The organism is Coprococcus intestinalis (genome assembly GCF_023656595.1).
In the GTDB taxonomy this organism is placed as follows: domain Bacteria; phylum Bacillota; class Clostridia; order Lachnospirales; family Lachnospiraceae; genus Coprococcus_A; species Coprococcus_A intestinihominis.
The window spans coordinates 257676-277805 of the sequence record NZ_JAMOKJ010000001.1; the positions used below are offsets into that span (position 1 = coordinate 257676).

Genomic DNA, 20130 nt, shown 5'->3' on the forward strand with positions numbered 1-20130 from the left:
CCAGCTTGGCAGCGCATTCAGCCATTCTTTTAATGATTTTCAACAACTTGACACTTTTCAACAGAATCTATATTATTGAATTATGACTTTATAAAAAGAGGTTTTATCATGAAAAAGAAACGTTTTCAGAAAATTTATATAGAAATCATCAACCGCTGCAATCTCAGCTGCAGTTTCTGTCCCACCAGTGACCGTCCGGCAAGAATGATGTCTGTGGATGAATTTGCGAAGATTGCTGCACAGGTAACCCCTTTTACAGACTACATTTGCCTTCATGTAAAAGGCGAACCGCTGATGCACCCATGGCTTGGCGATATTTTGGCCATCGCCCATCAAAACGGATTAAAAGTTAATCTAACCACCAATGCATTGCTTCTTCCCGAAAAACATCAGCTGCTTCTGGGCGAAACAGCACCCCGTCAGATTTCTCTGTCCCTGCACAGCTTTGATGCCAATACCATGCATACCCGGGATTTCCGCTCCTATCTTGAGAATGCCATTGATTTTGCCCGGACTTTTACAATGACAACACCGGGCTATATCAGCTTCCGACTCTGGAATCTGGATGGTACTGCCAAAGCTGACCAGCGCCTTCGCAACCAGTTTATTCTCGAAACCCTTGAGCAGGCCTATCATCTGGCCCAGCCCATTGACGCCTATGTGGGCAAGGTTCACGGCAACGCCATTGCACCCCATACCTATGTGAATTTTGACCAGCTTTTTGAATGGCCGGATGAACACGCACCGGATTACGGTTTCAACGGCACCTGCCATGGCCTGCGGCATCAATTGGCGATTCTGGCAGATGGCCAGGTCGTTCCATGTTGTCTGGACCACAACGGCCATCTGGCTTTGGGCAATATTTTCATAGAATCCCTGGATACGATTCTGTGCAAAGAAAAAAGTCTCCGAATCATCGAAGACTTCCGTTCTCACCATATTCATGAAAATCTGTGCCGTCGCTGCGGCTACCGTACACGTTTCTGATATTACAATACAGGGGCAAACAGGTGCAATATCCACTGAACGATCTTTTCGTACCATGGACGGCTCTGCCACTCATCGAGATAGATTTCCTGACATTGTTTCAATGTCTCATGAATATCATCCCGGATATCCGCAACAGCCGATGACTCACAAGTGAACACACCGCATTCATAGTGCAGATAAAAGCTCCTGTAATCCATGTTGATGGTTCCGCAGACCGCACACTCATCATCACAGACAACCGTCTTTGAATGGATAAAGCCGGGCATGTATTCATAGACATGGACACCGTTCGCAATCAGCGGCCCGTAATTGGCCACATTCACCATATAGACATACCATTTGTCATAGATATGCGGCACAATGATCTTCACATCCACGCCGCTTCGGGCTGTTCGGCACAAATCTTCCGTCATCTTCCTGTCAATAACCAAATACGGTGTTGTAATATAAACATAATCCCGGGCCTTATTGATCAGATGCGTATACACATCCTCCGCAGGATTATTGGGATTATTTGCCGGTCCATCACAAAACGGCTGCACAAATCCGTCACTGGGCATTTTGACCGTCGGCATGTAAACCGTATAATCCGTGGTAATCTCATACCCCATTGCCACTTCCCACATCTCAAGAAAAATTGACGTCAACCCCCACACACCTTCACCCTCCAGACGAAGCGCCGTATCCTTCCAGTGTCCAAAACGCTGGATAATATTGGCATATTCATCCGCCAGATTAATACCGCCGCAATAGCCGATGTTGCCGTCAACAATTGTAATCTTCTGATGGTTTCTGTAGTTAAAGGACAATCTGTCGACGTTTTTATGGATAGGGGCAAACACCGCCAGTCGAATACCGGACTTGACAAGCTCATCACGAAATTCTGCGGTGTTGATTCCCAGGCAGCCAAAGTCATCGATCAATAAACGGATATCTATACCCGCTTTTGCCTTCTCGATCAGCACTTCTTTGACTCTCTTCCAGATCACGCCGTCACTGATAATAAAATACTCCAAAAAGATACACTTCTCTGCCTTTTTCAGATCCTCGATCATTGCATCCAGCATTTCCTCACCCAGCGGAAAATATTTCACATCGGTGTGACGATACATGTTAAAGCCTTCACTTCCCAAAAAACGAGCAATCTGAACTTTATAAGGATGCAGTTCCTGCAATTCCTCCATAACTTCCGGCTGATGCGGCACATACTGGCGCATCTTCGCCTCTGTCTCTCTGATCAGAATATGTGTCTTGCTGTTTCTTCTTCGCCGTCCCCACATATAATACAGAAACAGGCCTGTCACCGGAAAAACAAGAACGATGACACACCAGAACTGACGATAGGACTCCTGATCATTAATGAGACCAAACACAAGCAAAAAGCTTATAATTTCCAACAGGACATAAGCCCAGGAAGCATATTCATGAAGATACCGTCCCACCAGAACCATTGTAATCGCCTGCAAAACAACAGCCACCGCTACTGTCAATGCCCTTACAATTGCCTGGGAATTATTTTTTAATGCCTCCATTTTCTCACCTTTCCAAACTCCTTGTATTTCCTTGTATCTGTTATAATACTCTAGCAGTTCTTTTTTAAACCGTCAACACCCTCCTTTTCTTTTTTATCGCCTTTGTGCATATTTATACATTTATGTCTTATATTATTCATCCTTTTTCTCTGTTTTCTTTATTTGCTGCATAGAATAAGCCTACACATTTTGAATAAACGCATTTTATATCTTGCATTTTTTATACAAATTTTTACAATCTATTCAAAAAGCGTAAGTTTCTTTTGTATTTATCCGTGGTTTTTCTTCGATAAATCTACTTTTTTTGCGGTTTTTCTTCATTTTTATACATTTTGACATTTTTATTTTCTATAATTGCATATCAATATTTTCATCCATTCTTCTGCACTGACGCATAAAATCAAAAAAACAACTTGCAAAAACACCAATATAATGATAAAGTATTTTCATATTATAATGCAATTATGTAAATTTTTATAGAAAAGGATTGAACAATAATGGCTAAAGAAATGACAGAATTTAATAACCGTCTGGACAAGCTTGCTGAATACTGCATGAATTCAGGGCGTTTTGACCAGGATCTGTATATTGAGTACGATGTCAAACGTGGTCTGCGTGACTCCAACGGTAAAGGTATCCTTACCGGTCTGACAGAGATCTCCGATGTCGTCGCTTTCAAATCCGTACATGGACGCAAGATTCCGATTGATGGCCAGCTCTATTATCAGGGCTATAATGTCATGAATCTTGTTGAAGGCAATAAGACAAGCCGCTTTGGTTTTGAGGAGATTACCTATCTTCTTCTCTTCGGCGAACTGCCGAACAAGGACCAGCTTCAGGAATTTCTTGATATTCTTGGAAATTATCGTGAACTCCCGGACAACTTCGTCCGTGACATCATCATGAATGCACCGAATGCCAACATGATGAATGTACTCCAGAAGAGTGTTCTGACACTTTATTCCTACGATGACCATCCTGAAGACATTTCAGTCAATAACGTTCTGCGTCAGTCTCTTCAGCTGATCGCACGATTCCCGCTGATCGCTGTTTATGGCTACCACAGCTATCGTCATTACATATTAGACAAGAGTCTTGTCATCCGCCGTCCGAAGCCTGAACTTTCGACAGCAGAGAATATTCTCCGCCTGCTCCGTCCGGATGGCCGGTATACCGAACTTGAAGCCAAGGTTCTTGATATTGCACTGATCATTCACGCAGAACACGGCGGCGGTAATAACTCCACATTCACCACTCATGTTGTTACTTCCACAGGCACTGATACCTATTCAGCCATCGCTGCTTCCCTCGGCTCCCTGAAAGGGCCAAAACACGGCGGTGCCAATCTGAAGGTTCAACAAATGTTCAAAGATATCGAAGAACATGTTACCAACTGGGATGATGATGATGAAGTTACTGAGTATCTGACCAAGATCCTGAACCGCGAAGCCTTTGACGGCAAGGGCCTCATCTATGGCATCGGTCATGCGGTATATACAGAATCCGATCCACGATGCGTTATTCTGAAGAAATATGCCCAGGCACTTTCCGACGAGAAAGGCCTGACCAAAGAATTCGAACTTTACAACCGTGTTGAAGGCATTGCCATCAAACTCATGCAACAGCATCGCCAGCTGTTCAAACCGATCTGTGCCAATGTGGACTTTTACAGCGGTTTTGTCTACACCATGCTTGGCCTTCCGATGGAATTGTTCACACCGATTTTTGCCATTTCCCGTATCTCCGGATGGTGTGCGCACCGTATTGAAGAACTGGCCAATGAAGGCAAGATCATCCGTCCGGCTTACAAGTATGTCGGCCACCACAAAGACTACGTTGCCATTGAAGACAGATGGTGGTAGGCTGCCAGCCTTTCCTTCTCTTTCTTCGGCAATTGCTTAATTGCATATTCACGTCGCATGGCGTCCTGTCGATTCTCAAAGACTTCATAGTAAGCCAGAGTCACAGGGCGTCTGCTTTTTGTGTATTTTGCCCCTTTTCCGCTGTTGTGAGCCACTACACGCATCTCAAGATCCACCGTCCATCCTGTATACAGGGAACCATCCGAGCAGCGCACCATATACGTATAGCATCTGTCCTTTTCCGCGGCACCGTTCTCTCCGCAGACATCAACCTTTTTCTTCTCATTATTCTGTGAGTTTGCTTTTTTCTTCTGCATACGCAAGAATCTCCTTCAACCCTTCCGGCAGTTTCGTCCATTCTGTTCTGTCAAATACTGTCAAAACGGTTTCACAACTATCTATCAGCTCTTTTGCCTTCTCAATATGTTCTGCATCGACAGCTGAAAATGTACGCACCGCAACCGTCTGAACCGCCAATGCTTTTGCTGACGGATAATCCAGGTCATTCTCCCACAGAATTCCTGTCGCAAATGGCATGCCCTGCCTCTGAAGTCTGCGAAAAACAACCTTGCCCCTGCCGCCCCCGGCAATAACAAATACTTTCGGTACCCCTGAAACAGGCTGCAGCTCCAACTCCCCGGTGCCGGCATCATAATGACCCGCCGTCATCCCATAAAGTTCAGAAATATAGTCTCCGCAAAAAATCTCCTCCGGTGTTCCGAAGCGGTCAATCCTGTCCCCTCTGACACACAGAACTTTATCTGAAATACGTTCCGCCAGATCCAGCTCATGCAGGGACAATATCACCGTCAGCCTGTCATTTCTTGCCATCTCCTGAATGATCGAGAGAAATTCCAGTTTATAGCGGATATCCAGAAAAGATGTCGGCTCATCCAGCACAAGGATATCCGGCTGCTGACATAAAGCCCTTGCCAGCATGACACGCTGTTTCTGCCCGTCACTGGTCTTTGTAAAATCCCGTTCAGCCAGATCCTCAATGTGTACCAATCTGACTGCCTCATCGACAATTTTCCAATCTTCTTTCGACAAAACCCCGAACTTACCGGTATACGGGTATCGCCCTGTTGCCACCACTTCCTTGCAGGTCATCATCTCCGGACGAACTCTTTCCGTCAATACCACTGACAACTTTCTTGCAAAATCTCTGCCGCTCATCTCACCGGTCTTCTGTCCTTCCAGAACGACTACGCCGGCCAGTGGCTTTAACTGGCGGATAAGACTCTTTAATATGGTTGTTTTTCCCGCACCATTGGGTCCGATCAGCGTTAATATCTCACCTTTCTTCAGCTGGAACGCAATCTCTCTGATCAGGGGCACACCCTGATAACCAACAGTCAGCCCCTCTGTGTAAAAGTAATCTTCCCTCATTATCCTATGCCGCCTTTTCTCTTCTTCTGTGTATCATAATATAAATGACAACGGGTGCGCCAAACACGGCTGTCACTGTGCTGATGGACAACTCTGTCGGAGAAAACATGGTTCTTGCCAGCAGATCGCAGAACAGGCAGAACACGGAACCGCCCAGAAAACAGGCCGGGATCAGCAGAATAGGCCGCGCGGTGCCCAGCAGCCACTTCACCAGATGCGGCACTGCTATCCCCACAAAGGATACAGGACCCGCAAATGCCGTTACGCAGGCAGCCAGCACACTGGACAGCAATACAAGAAGGACTCTGAATCTCTTCACATTCAGTCCCATATTGGCCGCATAAGCCTCACCCATCTCATAGGCACTGATCGGCTTCGACAACAGAAACACACCGATAGAGGCAATTCCCGTCACCAGCACTATGGCTTTGACATTCTCCCATGTCATACCGGAAAAACTGCCCTTGGACCAGTTATGCAGATTCACAATATCCGCATCTTCCGCAAAGGTGACGATAAAATCCGTCACTGCAGAACAGATATAGCCGATCATCACACCGCTGACGATCAGCATAGCCATCTGCTCAATCACACTTGACATCAGGATCACAAATCCCATACAGATCATTGCCCCCACAAAAGCCGCAGCAATCATCACCCATGAACTCAATCTCAGGGCATTGCCGAGAGAGGCCACCATCACAAGGGCAACCACCAGTTTTGCACCGGAAGAAATGCCCAGCGTAAAAGGTCCCGCAATGGGATTATGAAAAAACGTCTGGAGCAGATAGCCTGCCAGTGCCAAACCACCGCCCAACACAGCCGCAGCCAGTGCTCTTGGAAAACGGATGTTCATCACAATATCCGTGTAGGTGTCACTGCCGCTGTTTTTCATCAGTATATGTAGAATTTCAGACAATGGTATATTCACCGATCCAATACACAAATTCATTGCCAGCAAAATCAGCAGCAAGGCTGCCAATATCACAAAAGCTGCGCCGTATCGTCTACTCTTCATTCATCTTTCACTCCAGTTTGTAGATATATGTCAGATCCGCATCATCGCCGGTCAGCATCCGGCGGATATCCGATGTGATCGTTCCAAGCGACATTGTTGACTGATACAGATTCTTTGATGTACAGTAAACATGCCCTTCCTGCACGGCCTTGAACTTCTCAAAGAGCGGACTCTTTGCCAACAGATCATCCACTGAAGATAATTCTCCTTCAATGGTACTGTTGTAGATAATATAATCCGCATCTTTCGCTCCGGCATAAAACTCTTCCATCTGCATGGACATGGTTGACATGGCATCATCCTCATCCCCCAGGGAATCAAAAATATATCGTCCGCCGGCCAGCTCGATCATTTTCGGTAGATAGTCTGCACTCTTGCGGACATTTGCCTGCCCATTGCTTGTGATATAGAAAAATGCCACAGTCTTCGGTTCCTGATCAGCTTCATCCGCCACACTGTTTTTCACTTCTTCAAAAGCAGACTTTTCTTCTGCGAAAGCCTTATCCGCCTGCACCTCATGCCCAGTCAGTAAGCCGTAAAGTTTCACCCATTCTGTCCGGCCAAGGGGCTCCGGCTCATAACTGGAATAATCCACCAACACATGTATACCGAACTTCTCCAACTGTTCCTTCACTTCCGGTGTATGCAGAATCATGGTATTCTCAATGGCCAGACCGCAGTTCTGTTCAACGATCTTTTCATAATCCGGGGTTGAATACTTGCCAGCATAAAGAATATCTCCGGTTTCCATTGCCTGTTTGGCCTCATCTATATACCACCCATCCGCTTTCAGACTGCTGAATCGGATACTATCCAATGCATCCAGAGACACAAACATATCCATAGCCGCCGAAGCCGCCAGATAAATATTCTGTACCGGCTGCTGAATCACAACAATATCAGAATCCAGATCATCCGGTGCCGCTTTTCCTTCCGGAACAACAAGATACCGGCTGTCATCTGTAATCGTCACCAAAGCATAATCATCCTGATACCTATCGATTGAAAACTTCTGTGCATAATCCAACGTCTCACTGTGGTCGAAGGTCAGCTGCTGACTGATTTCTGTGTCATGTGTCTTCTGAGTACCGTCAGCGGAAGAACCGCAAGCGGTCATCATCCCGACCAGTATACCTGTCACTATGAATAATAAAATTATTTTCTTCATCTTCTATATCCTTCTGCTTTTACGTCTGCGCAATCTCATGGATGATACAGCTGCCACCACAAGCGCCAGTACAATCGCAATACCTGCTCCGCCCATGCCGTTTCCGCCGCTGCTCTGTACCGAGACAACAGACTCTGAGGCAAATGTCAGCGTATACTCCACCTCATGGGGCACACTCATTGCTGTGGTATCACCGATCACTGTCATAGGTTCATCAAAAACCGACACCGGAATTTCAAATGTGGAATTTCCTTCTGTATTCACCGGCAGATATTTGTCACCATTCACCATCATATAGTCATAATGAGAACTGCTCCAGACGATTTCTGCCTGTGCCTGTCCGTTTTCTATTGTCAATTCTGTTGGCGACTGTATTGAAGCCCGGCCGCTGCCGCCTTCCATGGTCACTTCAACCGTATATTCACCGTCCGCCAGATTCATTTCTGATGCTTCCATACACGCAATCCTCCCCCTATGTTAAAACCAACTCTTTATAAATTCTGCTGCAAAATCTCCTATTACTAAAGGGCTGCTGCAAAACGCCCTATACATTCCGCAGCAGCCCCGTCTTTATTATTGTCAGCTTTTATCTGTTGTTTGTCAACTGTTTTATTTGCTTTCTGTCTCTTCAACAGCAACAGGATTGGATACGCTGACTTTGTGATCGTACCAGACACCCTTCTTGCCGATTAAGGCCAGATCAAATTCTTCATCGATAACAGGTACAGGCACATCAAATCCATTCACTTCTTCTGTTGTCCCGTCAGAATAAGTTACTGTATCTGTCACAGGCTGGATCAGCTCTGCGCCATCCTTCTGTGCATCTTCGGCACTTCCCAGATAAAGATTCACAATATTCTTGGACGGCATGGAAACATGAATTGTCATCTGTCCATTCTCAACTGTCAATATGCCCTTTCCGTCATAAGCTTCATTCACATGAAACATACTGCTGTCTGTATTGAAATCTGCCGTATATGTACCATCTGCTAATGTATTCTTCTTGCCGCAGCCCACTGCCAGTGTACAGCACAGAATAACTGCCCATAATAATACAATCACTTTCTTCTTCATCTTATGTCCAATCCTTTACTCGTAATTATTTCTCTCTATTCAGCACTCAGTCTGCTGTATCTATTTAATCGCTGTCGCTGCAGCTGTATGTGCTACATAAATATCCTGAATTGCAGGAATTTCACCAAGACCTGCGATCTGACAGTCTACACTGTCAAAGTTGCCGGAAGCAACAAACTGGCTCTTCCAGGAATCATCATCTTCACCGGCCATATCGTTGTTGGCATGATCACCTGCAACAACCATCAGAGGACGCAGAACGACTTTCTTGTAACCTGCATTCTTCACTGCTTCAATGACTGCTTCACATGCTGTATCTTCCGGTTCACCTTCAACGGTACCGATAAAGACATTTTCATAACCAAGTTCCTGCATCTGGGCCTGCATCTGGCTGTAAGAAATCTTCGCTGTATGAGATGTACCATGACCCATGAATACAAATGCTGTGCCGTCTTCCTTCGCTGCTTCCAGTGAATCATAATTCGCTGTCTTAACTGCTTCTGCTGTAATGGCTTCTGCAACTGCTTTCTTGTCATCATTAACCACTGACGCATCATCACCAACTTCACCCAGTAATGGCTCTGCAATCTTCACAGATTCGAACTTGTCCTGATATTTCTCAACGGCTGCTGTTAATTCATCATATTCTGCACCATGCATCAAATGTGTCGGCTGAACAACCAGGTTCTTCACATTGTTGGCAACGGCACGTTCCAGCGCCTGATCCATATTGTCAATGCATTCGCCATCGCGGGCTTCTACGTGGTTAATAATAATCTGTGCTGTAAAGGCACGTCTGACTGACCAGTCAGGATTGGCTTCCTGAAGAGCATCTTCGATACCTTTGATATCCTTCACACGGCTGTCGTTGAAAGATGTACCAAAGCTGACTACCAGCAGCTCGTTCTCGCCGATGTCATCCTGATTACGCGGGTCATCCTTGGATGCATCACCTGTATCTCTGCCGAAATAATCAGGATCTGCATTCTCGCCTTCAACCAGTTCCTTCTGTGCATCTGTCAGGGCATCCCATGCAGCCTTTGCTTCTTTGCACTGCTCATCTGTGTTGTCATTTCTCTCCTGTACATAAATTGCATCAATAAGGTCTGCAACCTTCTTGGCTGCTTCCTTGTCTGCATCTGTACCTTCAACAGCTGCTTCTGTTGATGCTGCCTCTGTCGCTGCAGCTGCTTCTGTTGATGCTGCTGTTGTCTCTGCTGTCTTGCTGCCGCATCCTGCTAAAAGAGAGGCTGTAATGGCTGCAACACATACGAATGTTGTCATTTTCTTCATGTTGTTCTTCCTCCTAAATAGAAATATTGTGACAAATCATAAACGAAAAGGAAAAGTCGGGAGAAAAAACAAAAAATGTTCATACATTCGGTACAGCCAATCCTCGTGACCCGGAACCTATATTCCCCGTACCACAGTCTGGCAGGTCTCCTGGCTCACAGTTCATACACCCATTGCTGCCTTCCCGATGACTCAGTGACATAATAGCAATGGACTCCTGCTTACAGTGACGAGATCGCGCAGGACTTTCACCTGCTTCCCTATTCTCCGCTCCCCGCGGCACCAGCTGCTTCCTATTCCGTTTTCAAATTTGTCCTGACAATATTATACCATATAAGGAAATTTACACAATAGACAATCTGATTTCACTGTAACTCCCTCACAGAAAAAAAGGACAGATGTCTTACTGACACCTGCCCTTATATGATAAAGCAGCCGATGAAAATTGTTATTTAACAGCCGATATCTGTGCAGGGCTGTTGTAAAAAAACGGTTGCATATTTTTCAATATGTACCATTTTTTCATCCGCCTCTATATCTTATGCCCGGTTTTCAAAAAGGTACCATCTACAATTTCTCCGGATCATTCCATTGTCTTTAATCCAGATAATCCAGCGGGTCAACAGGGTTTCCATCCTGTGTCAGCATAAAATTCAAATGACTGCCTTCAACTGAATAGTAGCGGGTCGGCTGGCTGACCTCACCAATGACTTCTCCCTGACTTATTGTGTCACCCACAGCCACATCCACATTCTCAAGCTGCCCGTAAGAAGCCTCATAACCATTTCCGAGAGACATCTCAACTACATTGCCCAACCGGACATCATTGTAAACATCGGTGACCGTTCCTTCAAAAGCGGCCGCTACATCCGTTCCTTCTTCACTCTGAATTAAAATCGAAGGATTGCATTTGTACTCCTGAAGTGTCGGGTACCATGTGGTTGCATCCATACTGTAATCCATCACAATCTCTCCGCGAACCGGCCATGTCATCGGATCACCTGACTGATAGCCTGCATTGATCACACTGCCTGCCATTTCTGCATCCGATTCATCCAACTCAGCATTAACCGCTGCATCCGCCTCTGTTCCTGCTGCATCATCAGCCAGCTCTGCAGACGCTTCCTGTGAAACATTTTGACCTGACTGTCCATTCATAGACCCTTCATCTTCAAAATCTTCAAGTGCCAGACTGCCATTTTCGATCATTGACAATATTTTCTGTACCAGATCCGCATTATAACCCGTCATCTCATCCACGATGGGTGTATCCGTTTCAGCAGATGCCGGTTCATTCAAGGCCGTTCCGGCCCCATCATCCTTGAAATCCACTGCATTTTCCGCACCGCGTTCTTTCTGTCCCGAAACATATCCGGCAATACCCGATACAGCCAGAATACCTGCCACAAGCACAAGTGCCATGACATAAAACCCATTCTTTTTGAAAATATTCATTATATTTTTCACTCTTATCACCTCTGGTCATATTCTGACCAGACTGCAAAGAAAGTATACACATTTTCATAAAAAAATGTCTCAGCAAAATTCATTTTCTTTGCTGAGACATCAAAATACTGATGTGATTTAAGCCGCATGTATCTGACGGTGCTCTTCGTGCTCTGATTTCTGCGATGAATCACCGATTCGAACCCGTCTGCCCGGAATCTGACGGCTGATATTGAGTACAATTCCCATCTCACACAACTGTAGAAGAAGGGCTGTACCACCGTAACTGATATAAGGCAAACTGATACCTGTATTCGGCAGCACGCCTGTGGCAACACCAATATTCAGGATTACCTGCAGCGCCACATGAATACCGACACCAAATGCCATATAACTTCCCAATTTGTCCTTGGCATGCTGCGCCACAGTAAAGATACGCCACACCTGATAAACAAAAAGGAAAACAACCAGTCCGCATCCTACCAGGCCCAATTCCTCACCGATAACACCAAAAATAAAGTCGTTCGTGGAAAACGGCAGATAATACTTCATGGTTCCTCTTCCCAGACCTCTGCCAAGGATACCTCCAAAACCAATGGCATACATGGAATATCTGGACTGCATGGAAGCCTGCGGATAATCATCCGGGTAAAGCCATGCCAGAATACGGTCATCTCGGAAAGACTTGCTGGCCGCCTCTGTCACAGTGTTGGTCAATGTCATCGTATGGTTCGGCACAATGACAAAATGATAATAGCCAAGCCAACCAACCACGATCACCACGCCTATTACTGCAATCAGCCGCCATATCTTCTTCGTCGGATAAGCAATAAAAAACATGAATGCAATGATACCCAGAACAATCAAAGCCGTACTCAGATTCTTGGTCACAACCAGAATCACCATTACCGCAATCACGCCTGGGATCAGCAGCACAATATCCGCTTTCAATATCGACAGTTTTCGTCCCATACGTGTCAGCAAATAGGCCATAAGGATCACCATTGCCGGCTTCACAAACTCTGACGGCTGGAAAGAAAAGGGACCAATATCAATCCATCGGCTGGCACCATTTCTGGTCACACCAAGTCCCGGCACCTTGACCAGAAACATGGACAGAACAGCCCCAATATAAATAATTCCTGCTATTTTCTCATAAAAATGATAATCTACATATGAAACGATCCACATTAAAACAAATCCGCCCGCACCGATTCCGAACTGCTTCAACACCAAAGACACTCCTGATTCCGCAGCACTGGCACTGTAGATCATGATCAAGCCAAACACACACAAAAAAACAATCGATATAATCAGTCGATAATCAACAACTTCCAGTTCCCGCAAATATCGCGCAAGCCCCTGCCGACGACTTAATGGCTTCTTTTTACTCCGACCTGCCACTTGCCTTTCTGCCTCCTTTCGCCATTCAACCAAAACAGATTTTCTGCTTCTGTCCGCTAACGCTCATTTTATCACAAAAGCAGCAGACATAACAAGCCTATTCCCCTACTTTCACCCCTGTCAGATAATATTGTAATAACTGTTCGTAGTTTTTACCCTCTTTTGCCTGACGATTGGCTCCATACTGATCGAAGCCAACACCATGTCCACGGCCATAGACTCTGATCTGTACCTGATTGCTTTCAAAGGCTATTTTAAAACAGGCAGAAGGCAGTTCCAGAGCATAGCGGAAATCTTCTCCACTCATCAGCCGGTTGCCGATCTGGATCTCTGTCACATAGCCTGCACTGTCCACCGCTGTAATCTCACAATTTGAGGTCAACGTCTCTGCCGGGCAATCAAATGCCGGATCATACCGTTTCATTTGTCGGATCAGCTGCCTTTTTGTCATTTCTGTCGTAGTCTCATACTCTGGACTCTCTATATCCCAGCTGCTTTCCACTGACTGAAACCACGACGTTTCCTCTCCCCATGCCTCTTTCGCGCTTCTTGTCTTTCCATTCCCTATATAAAACCAGGCGGGCAAAATCATCTGCCCGCCTTCAGAATACAGAATCTGCCCGTCCGTTTCCCGGACCGCCTGACGGATTCTGTCATTATTCTCTTTGTAGGAAGTTCCCCACATCTTTTTTCGTTCTGTTTCACTGCACCAGGTCATCCCCGTATCCGAAGCCGAAATATAATATCTATCTCCGGCCTGTTTGTATAGACAGCTTCTTGCCATGACTGCCTGCGCTTTCAACGTCTCCACCTCAAACTCCGCCGGTATCTGGCCTGCAATAGCACCGATGAGAAAATCTGAAGTCCCCATTCTCTGCACACCCGATACCGTCTGAACATCAATTTGAAGCTGCGATGACTCCTGTTCTATCTGCTGGTTTTTCTCTGACCATTCACTATAAATCCACGCTGCTGCAAAAGGCAGTAAAAGGACAATCAGAATCCATCCAATCAGAAATCGGCGCATAGGGCCTCCCTGTCACTCAATACTCCTGATTCAATATATGTATTAACAGGATTATTGTGCCAATTCGGTATATGTTTTACAGCGTTGTTGTGCTGATTTTGTCTGTACCCAGTGTTCTTTCCTGAAGGGCATCAGCTGATGTACCAACAGCAATAGCAGAAACTGTTCTGAAGCCTTCTGGAATCTGAAGCAGCTTTGTAATTTCTTCATTGGCAAAAAGCACCTGGCTTACGCCAAACAGATAAACGGCACCAAGACCAAGATCTGCCGCTTCAAGCAGCATATTCTCCATGACAACACCTGCATTGCATCCTTTGATAATCTCTTCATCCTCATTCTTGCATGAAACATAAATCACTGTCGGTGCACCATATGTAACCTGCATGTTCGGATCACCCACTGCCTTCTGGAATGCCGCATTGATCTGTGCCAGAATCTCCGGTTTCTGAACAACTGTCAGATGCAGATGATCATACTGGCCCATGCAGGCCGGTGCTGCGTTGGCAGCTTCAAGAATTGCCTTTAACTGTTCATCTGTAATCTGGGCCTCTGTAAACTTTCTGACGGACTGTCTTACTGCAATTGTTTTATTAAATTTCATTTTGTATCTTCCTTTCCATTTCAATTTATGGTATGTTTTATATACTAAGTACATGATACATGCTGTTTAAAGATGTGTCAATTACGCAGATAAATCTAACATAGTACGGTGGAACATACCATGGCCACTCAAACGGTTGTGAACCAGAATGGTTTAAAAACAGGTGCATTCAGCACACTCTTTCGGAAGTATTATGGATGAATAATCATGGTATGTTCTCACAATAGAAAGGAGAATCAGAAGTTCTTATGAGTCAATTTGAGTCCGTAAATGATTATATTTCTTTTATGAAAGCCCATCCTAATATGACGTGTCCTATCAAGCACACATTAGATATCATCGGCGGGAAATGGAAGCTTTTTATCGTGCTCCAGCTGTTTGGTTCTGAGCAACTGCGTTTCAGCCAGTTGTCGAAGAATATTCCGGGAATTACGAATACGGTTCTCTCCGGATGTCTCAGGGATATGGAGAAAGACGGCATTATTCTTCGTCATCAATTCAATGAAATTCCGCCCCATGTGGAGTATTCTCTCACCGAGAAGGGCCGAACACTTTCAAATGTGCTGCTGGCCATTGCCGACTGGGGAATGGAGAATTAAAGGCTAAAAACAGAAAAGAAAACCATACAGACCTTTGATCATCTCCGGTCTATACGGTTTTCTTTATAAATTAAATCTCGTGCTTCTTCTGCCTCCGGCGAAAATACCTGTTGACTGTGTACGGATTTAAGAATATCCAAAAATGTTTCCATCTCATTTTCGATTTTTGAAGGTGTTGAAATGAGACTTCATATACTTTCGTATTAATTTTTTTATCTCTTGTTTTTTCAAGACAAATGTGTTAAAATTCTTTTTAAGGAACCGGTTTTTTACCGTACGTAGATTTTTATCTAGCCAAGCGGGGTACTCGGTTCTTTTTTTATATTAATCATATCATATAGATATTTCTTTCCATCGGCATCACACCGTATAATCATTCTTACTTTGTACACGTTATATCTTTCCACTTCATTATCATTATTATAGATTGCAATTGCAAACCTGGAATCATATCGATACCATCCGTATTTTGCATCTAAATTATGCTTTTGGTTCTTATTCTCTATATAACTGCCATTTTCTGATATCTTCGTCCAGCTTCCCATTCCTCCAAAGTTCTCAATGGTATACCATATTTGTCCGAGAAATCCTTTCTAGTCAATCCTGTGATAGCACGTATTTCTTTTATCCTATTACTAATATTCATCTTTATCCCCCAACAACCACTCATTGTGTGGTTATTATATCGCACCCTCTTATACTTTCTCAACATAAAAAGGACGTATGAAAAATTCATACGTCCCTTTGTATTCATATAGAATCTGATCCGATTACTGAGCTTCTACTAAAGCCTTTGTATCTCTAGCGATCATCAGCTCTTCATTTGTAGGGATTACGCAAACTGTAACCTTTGAATCTGGTGTGGAGATGATGATATCTTCACCACGTTTGCTGTTCTGCTCTGCGTCGATTGTAATACCAAGGTATCCAAGGTATTCGCAGATCTTGCCTCTTACGAAGCCGCTGTTCTCACCGATACCAGCTGTGAAAGCGATAACGTCAACACCATTAAGAGATGCTGCATAGGCACCAACAAATCTTGCTACATTGTAGCAGAAGACTTCGATAGCATCGATACAAGCCTGATCGCCTGCTTCGTAACCTTCTTCAAGATCACGGAAGTCGCTCTTGCCGCCTGTAAGACCTTCCATACCGGATTTCTTGTTCAGAACTGTTGTTACTTCGCTTAATGTAAGGCCTTCTTTGTTCGCATAGTACTCAAGAATAGCTGGATCGATATCACCTGAACGTGTACCCATTACAAGACCTGCAAGTGGTGTGAAGCCCATACTTGTATCTACAGACTTGCCGCCGTCAACTGCACAGATACTTGCACCGTTGCCAAGGTGGCAAACAATTGTCTTAAGATCTTCAACTGGCTTGCCAAGGAATTCAGCAACTCTCTTGGATACGAAGCTGTGAGATGTTCCGTGGAAACCGTATCTTCTGATCTTGTAGTCTGTGTAAGCTTTGATCGGCAGACCATATAAATATGCTTTCTTAGGCATTGTCTGATGGAAAGCTGTATCGAATACGCCTACCATCGGTACGCCTGGCATCAGTTCACGGCAAACATTGATACCGATTAAGTTAGCTGGGTTATGAAGTGGTGCAAGTTCGTTGCATTCTTCGATAACTTTGATGACTTCATCAGTGATGATTGTGGAGCTTGCAAACTTCTCACCGCCATGGACAACACGGTGACCAACTGCATTGATCTCTTTAAGAGATTTGATAACGCCGTATTCAGCGTTTGTCAGACAATCAAGAACGAGCTTGATTGCTTCTGTATGGGTAGGCATTGGAGATTCGATTGTCATCTTCTCGCCGCCGGCTGGTGTGTAAACAATACGGCTGCCGTCAATGCCAATTCTTTCACAAAGGCCTTTTGCCTGTACAGCTTCTGTTGTCATATCGATTAACTGAAACTTTAATGATGAACTACCACAGTTAATAACTAAAATGTTCATTGGAATAATTCCTCCTTAAAATTGAATGATGTAACTGCTGCTTTTTGTTAAATGTACAAATTGCACGATTTTATTTCGTTAAATCATTATCAATCTGTTCATATTACCCAAAGCATACCTACATGTATTCTAGCATACTACTTTTTAAAACGCCATATCTAATTTAAAAAATCTGGTATTTTCTGCAAATCATTTCAATAAAATATTTTTTATGCTTTCTTTTATTATCGCCGTTGCGGCTGGTGTAGTTTGCCACTGCATCAACAAATGGTTGGATGGCGATAAATAGTCGGTAACCAGCCTATGGTCATAAGCTCTGACATTAAAATAAACTACTTCATTGACAGTCATAAAAATCCCGCTTATACTTAGTGCATAACAAAATAATATGTAACTGTTCAGAGCCAGGCAAAATTTCAAAAAGCAGGTATAAAATGCTTGCATTTTTAAAACTGTTTTTGAAATTTTATTTGGCGGATACGCCACACCGACGAAATGCGTAGCATTTTGGAGGCTGGCTCTGAACAGTTACAATAATATATTTAAGAAGGAATACTATATGAAAAGAGTAATTGGAACAATCATATTGATCATTGCCATCATCTGCTTTGGCTGGAGTGCCTTTTCCCTTGGCAAATACGCATGGCAGGCACACACAACCCAGAAGAACATTGACCAACTGGCTGACAGAATTAACACTGATGTCACTGAGGCTTCCGATGATTCCGATGATTCCGATGAAGAAGACCCTGTGGCTGAATCTGAGGCCATGATGGAGAAATACGGTGATTTATACAATGAGAATAAGGATTTCATCGGCTGGCTTTCCATTGAAGGCACCAATATCAACAATCCCGTCATGTACACCCCGGATGACCCTGAGCACTATCTGCGCAAGAACTTCAACGGCGATTATGATATCGGCGGTATGCTTTTTGTCGATTCCAGATGTACCTTCAACCCATCCAGCACTGACACCATTATTTACGGCCATCATATGAAAAACGGCACCATGTTCGGCCCGCTGATGGATTTCCAGGACAATGATTATCTGAAAGAACACTCTGTTGTTACTTTTGATACCATGTATCGTCCGGGCACTTACAAAATATTTGCCTCCTTCCAGTCCAAGGCCTATGACCCGGATTCAGAAGAATTCAAATACTATGATTTCATCAACGCAGAGACTGCCTATGATTTTGAAGAATATCTAAACAACATTAAAAACCTTTCCCTGTACTATGACGAGGAAAATGCACCGTCATTCGGAGATGAGATTATTACACTGTCCACCTGCGATTACTATACAACGGACGGACGATTTGCCGTACTGGCTAAACGAATTAAATAGCTTTGCTGCAAGTAACTTTGTCTTAACAGCAAAATGGCGTGCTAATCCAGATTTTCCAATGGATTTTCTGGACTGCACGCCATTTTCTTCTGTTTCATTTCTACCATTCATCGAAGTCATCCCGGCTTTTGCCGTAGCTTCTCATCGCCGAACGCCATCTAATCTGATAATCACTTGTCATTGGGTCTGTTTCTTTTCCCTCCGGCACAAATGCAAGAAATTCTTTATATCTTTTTTCTGTAAACCGTACTCTCATTTTCTTAAATTTACCATTTGCAGTAAAAAAGATATAAAAAAATGCCGCCTCCGAACCACAACTGCCCACTCCTACTCGATTGATTTGCGACCACTCATAAAAAATCACTTTTTTACTCCGCCGTGTCGTAATTTGTATCCCAGTTCTGCTGACTATCCATTCGTTTCCCCATTCTGCATCTTCGCCATAAATAATCCATCCGGCAATTACCGCAATAATCAATAATAACCATGCATATCGAAGCAATGAACCATATTCAAACGCTAAAATAACATACCCACCAAACAGCATTAAAGCTATAACAATCGCAGATAACGACTTTATCCCGCCATTTAATTTTTTCCCATAAAACGTCTGGTCACTAATTTTCAATTCACCCTGTATATCTTGCAAAGCACAAATACTTTTCGGATTTTTCCTTTGCTGCTTGTACCAAATCTGCTGCAAATCCGGTTCCAATACCTTAACACCATGCCGTGCCATATAAACACTCATCTTGTCCCATATTTCCGGCGTATAACTTATTTCCAGCACAGAGCCGCCAATATCTCTTGAACAGGTGATTTTAGGGTAAATCAGACATTCCACCCCCAGACAATCACATTCACCCCACCTTCTGACCGTTCGAAATACACTGCTGCGATATCTTATGGTAATCCCATTTTCATCCAACTTATAATCATGTCTGTAACTATCCCAAATTAACAGCAAACCAAGCGGAACTCCGCCAATAGAAAATGAAAATATCCACAGAAAAATTTCGGCTATTAAACTTTCATCATAAACCGAACCATGCCACCACTGATTATACGATATCACTGCAAAGGATACGATAAGGCACAGAAGCGCAATCAAACATATATAAAATCCAATCTTAAAAATTATCTCATCCCGCCGAATGATCAAAGGTTCTTCCATCCGCACATCATCTCCCCAATAAATCCATTTTTTAATTTCTATTCCCATTCCGATATTTTTATTTTACACCAACAATCTAAATCTTTCGAGTCCAATATTATCTATGCGGACTGCTCAAAAACAAATTGTCTGCAGCTCAAATACCCTCAAAATGGGATTCAAATGAATAGCGTACAGCCAAAAACTTCAAAAAAGACTGACAAATGAACCATTCAAACACAGGTGTTTCAGA

Annotated in this window: 19 protein-coding genes and 1 riboswitch; of the genes, 4 read left to right on the top strand and 15 right to left on the bottom strand. The window is 44.0% G+C overall.

All coding sequences use genetic code 11. The features are described from left to right. The first annotated feature begins 108 nt into the window (after positions 1-108). On the top strand, positions 109-987 hold the full coding sequence (locus NBH03_RS01185; protein WP_250796129.1) for a radical SAM/SPASM domain-containing protein: 879 nt from the start codon (positions 109-111) through the stop codon (positions 985-987). A gap of 2 nt (positions 988-989) precedes the next feature. On the opposite strand, the gene cls is transcribed toward NBH03_RS01185, so the two are convergent. Further along, positions 990-2522, bottom strand: a complete 1533-nt coding sequence (cls, locus tag NBH03_RS01190) for a cardiolipin synthase (RefSeq protein WP_250796133.1) — start codon at positions 2520-2522, stop codon at positions 990-992. 497 nt (positions 2523-3019) lie between these two features. Here cls and NBH03_RS01195 point away from each other — a divergent pair, with 497 nt between their 5' ends. After that, positions 3020-4384 carry a citrate/2-methylcitrate synthase gene (locus tag NBH03_RS01195; protein ID WP_250796136.1) on the top strand — a complete coding sequence of 455 codons (1365 nt, stop codon included), beginning with the start codon at positions 3020-3022 and terminating at the stop codon, positions 4382-4384. Here the strand turns inward: NBH03_RS01195 and NBH03_RS01200 are convergent. The 11 genes from NBH03_RS01200 to NBH03_RS01250 all read right to left on the bottom strand — a co-directional run bounded on the left by NBH03_RS01200 (position 4354) and on the right by NBH03_RS01250 (position 14804). After that, entirely contained in the window at positions 4354-4602 is a 249-nt protein-coding gene (locus NBH03_RS01200) for a GIY-YIG nuclease family protein (RefSeq protein WP_117541136.1), read from the bottom strand. The genes NBH03_RS01195 and NBH03_RS01200 overlap by 31 nt on opposite strands. Before the next feature lie 67 nt (positions 4603-4669). Continuing rightward, positions 4670-5773, bottom strand: a complete 1104-nt coding sequence (locus tag NBH03_RS01205; protein ID WP_250796138.1) for an ABC transporter ATP-binding protein — start codon at positions 5771-5773, stop codon at positions 4670-4672. 4 nt (positions 5774-5777) lie between these two features. Further along, the gene (locus NBH03_RS01210) at positions 5778-6791 is read right to left on the bottom strand and encodes a FecCD family ABC transporter permease (protein ID WP_250796142.1); all 1014 of its coding nucleotides are present in this window, start codon (positions 6789-6791) and stop codon (positions 5778-5780) included. A 7-nt stretch (positions 6792-6798) separates the two neighbouring features. Then, positions 6799-7959 carry an ABC transporter substrate-binding protein gene (locus tag NBH03_RS01215; RefSeq protein WP_250796150.1) on the bottom strand — a complete coding sequence of 387 codons (1161 nt, stop codon included), beginning with the start codon at positions 7957-7959 and terminating at the stop codon, positions 6799-6801. Between the two features lie 3 nt (positions 7960-7962). Further along, on the bottom strand, positions 7963-8415 hold the full coding sequence (locus tag NBH03_RS01220) for a hypothetical protein (protein WP_331476016.1): 453 nt from the start codon (positions 8413-8415) through the stop codon (positions 7963-7965). A 153-nt stretch (positions 8416-8568) separates the two neighbouring features. Further along, positions 8569-9033: a hypothetical protein gene (locus tag NBH03_RS01225; RefSeq protein WP_250796152.1), complete on the bottom strand. Its 465-nt coding sequence runs from the start codon at positions 9031-9033 to the stop codon at positions 8569-8571. Between the two features lie 60 nt (positions 9034-9093). Next, the gene (locus NBH03_RS01230; protein ID WP_250796154.1) at positions 9094-10326 is read right to left on the bottom strand and encodes a sirohydrochlorin cobaltochelatase; all 1233 of its coding nucleotides are present in this window, start codon (positions 10324-10326) and stop codon (positions 9094-9096) included. Positions 10327-10449: 123 nt separating this feature from the next. Continuing rightward, positions 10450-10625: riboswitch (cobalamin riboswitch) on the bottom strand. A gap of 298 nt (positions 10626-10923) precedes the next feature. Then, entirely contained in the window at positions 10924-11781 is an 858-nt protein-coding gene (locus NBH03_RS01235; RefSeq protein ID WP_250796156.1) for a M23 family metallopeptidase, read from the bottom strand. Between the two features lie 129 nt (positions 11782-11910). After that, complete coding sequence (locus NBH03_RS01240) at positions 11911-13176, bottom strand: FtsW/RodA/SpoVE family cell cycle protein (protein WP_250796164.1); 1266 nt, start codon at positions 13174-13176, stop codon at positions 11911-11913. Between the two features lie 97 nt (positions 13177-13273). Beyond that, positions 13274-14203 carry a SpoIID/LytB domain-containing protein gene (locus NBH03_RS01245; protein WP_250796187.1) on the bottom strand — a complete coding sequence of 310 codons (930 nt, stop codon included), beginning with the start codon at positions 14201-14203 and terminating at the stop codon, positions 13274-13276. A 76-nt stretch (positions 14204-14279) separates the two neighbouring features. Further along, on the bottom strand, positions 14280-14804 hold the full coding sequence (locus NBH03_RS01250) for a nitroreductase family protein (RefSeq protein WP_250796198.1): 525 nt from the start codon (positions 14802-14804) through the stop codon (positions 14280-14282). Positions 14805-15052: 248 nt separating this feature from the next. Between NBH03_RS01250 and NBH03_RS01255 the strand changes: the two genes are divergently transcribed. Beyond that, a complete protein-coding gene (locus NBH03_RS01255) occupies positions 15053-15403 on the top strand; it encodes a winged helix-turn-helix transcriptional regulator (RefSeq protein WP_117541071.1) in 351 nt (116 codons plus the stop codon). Positions 15404-15693: 290 nt separating this feature from the next. On the opposite strand, the gene NBH03_RS01260 is transcribed toward NBH03_RS01255, so the two are convergent. Together NBH03_RS01260 and NBH03_RS01265 are read right to left on the bottom strand one after the other, a co-directional pair. Next, complete coding sequence (locus tag NBH03_RS01260) at positions 15694-15948, bottom strand: hypothetical protein (RefSeq protein ID WP_250796202.1); 255 nt, start codon at positions 15946-15948, stop codon at positions 15694-15696. A 225-nt stretch (positions 15949-16173) separates the two neighbouring features. Continuing rightward, positions 16174-17373 (bottom strand): acetate/propionate family kinase, encoded by a 1200-nt coding sequence (locus NBH03_RS01265; protein ID WP_015513430.1) that lies wholly within the window; start codon positions 17371-17373, stop codon positions 16174-16176. Positions 17374-17932: 559 nt separating this feature from the next. Between NBH03_RS01265 and srtB the strand changes: the two genes are divergently transcribed. After that, positions 17933-18724, top strand: coding sequence for a class B sortase (gene srtB / locus NBH03_RS01270; protein WP_250796204.1), 792 nt, complete (start codon positions 17933-17935; stop codon positions 18722-18724). A 100-nt stretch (positions 18725-18824) separates the two neighbouring features. Here the strand turns inward: srtB and NBH03_RS01275 are convergent, their stop codons facing one another. Then, positions 18825-19898, bottom strand: coding sequence for a hypothetical protein (locus NBH03_RS01275; protein WP_250796206.1), 1074 nt, complete (start codon positions 19896-19898; stop codon positions 18825-18827). Positions 19899-20130 lie beyond the last annotated feature (232 nt).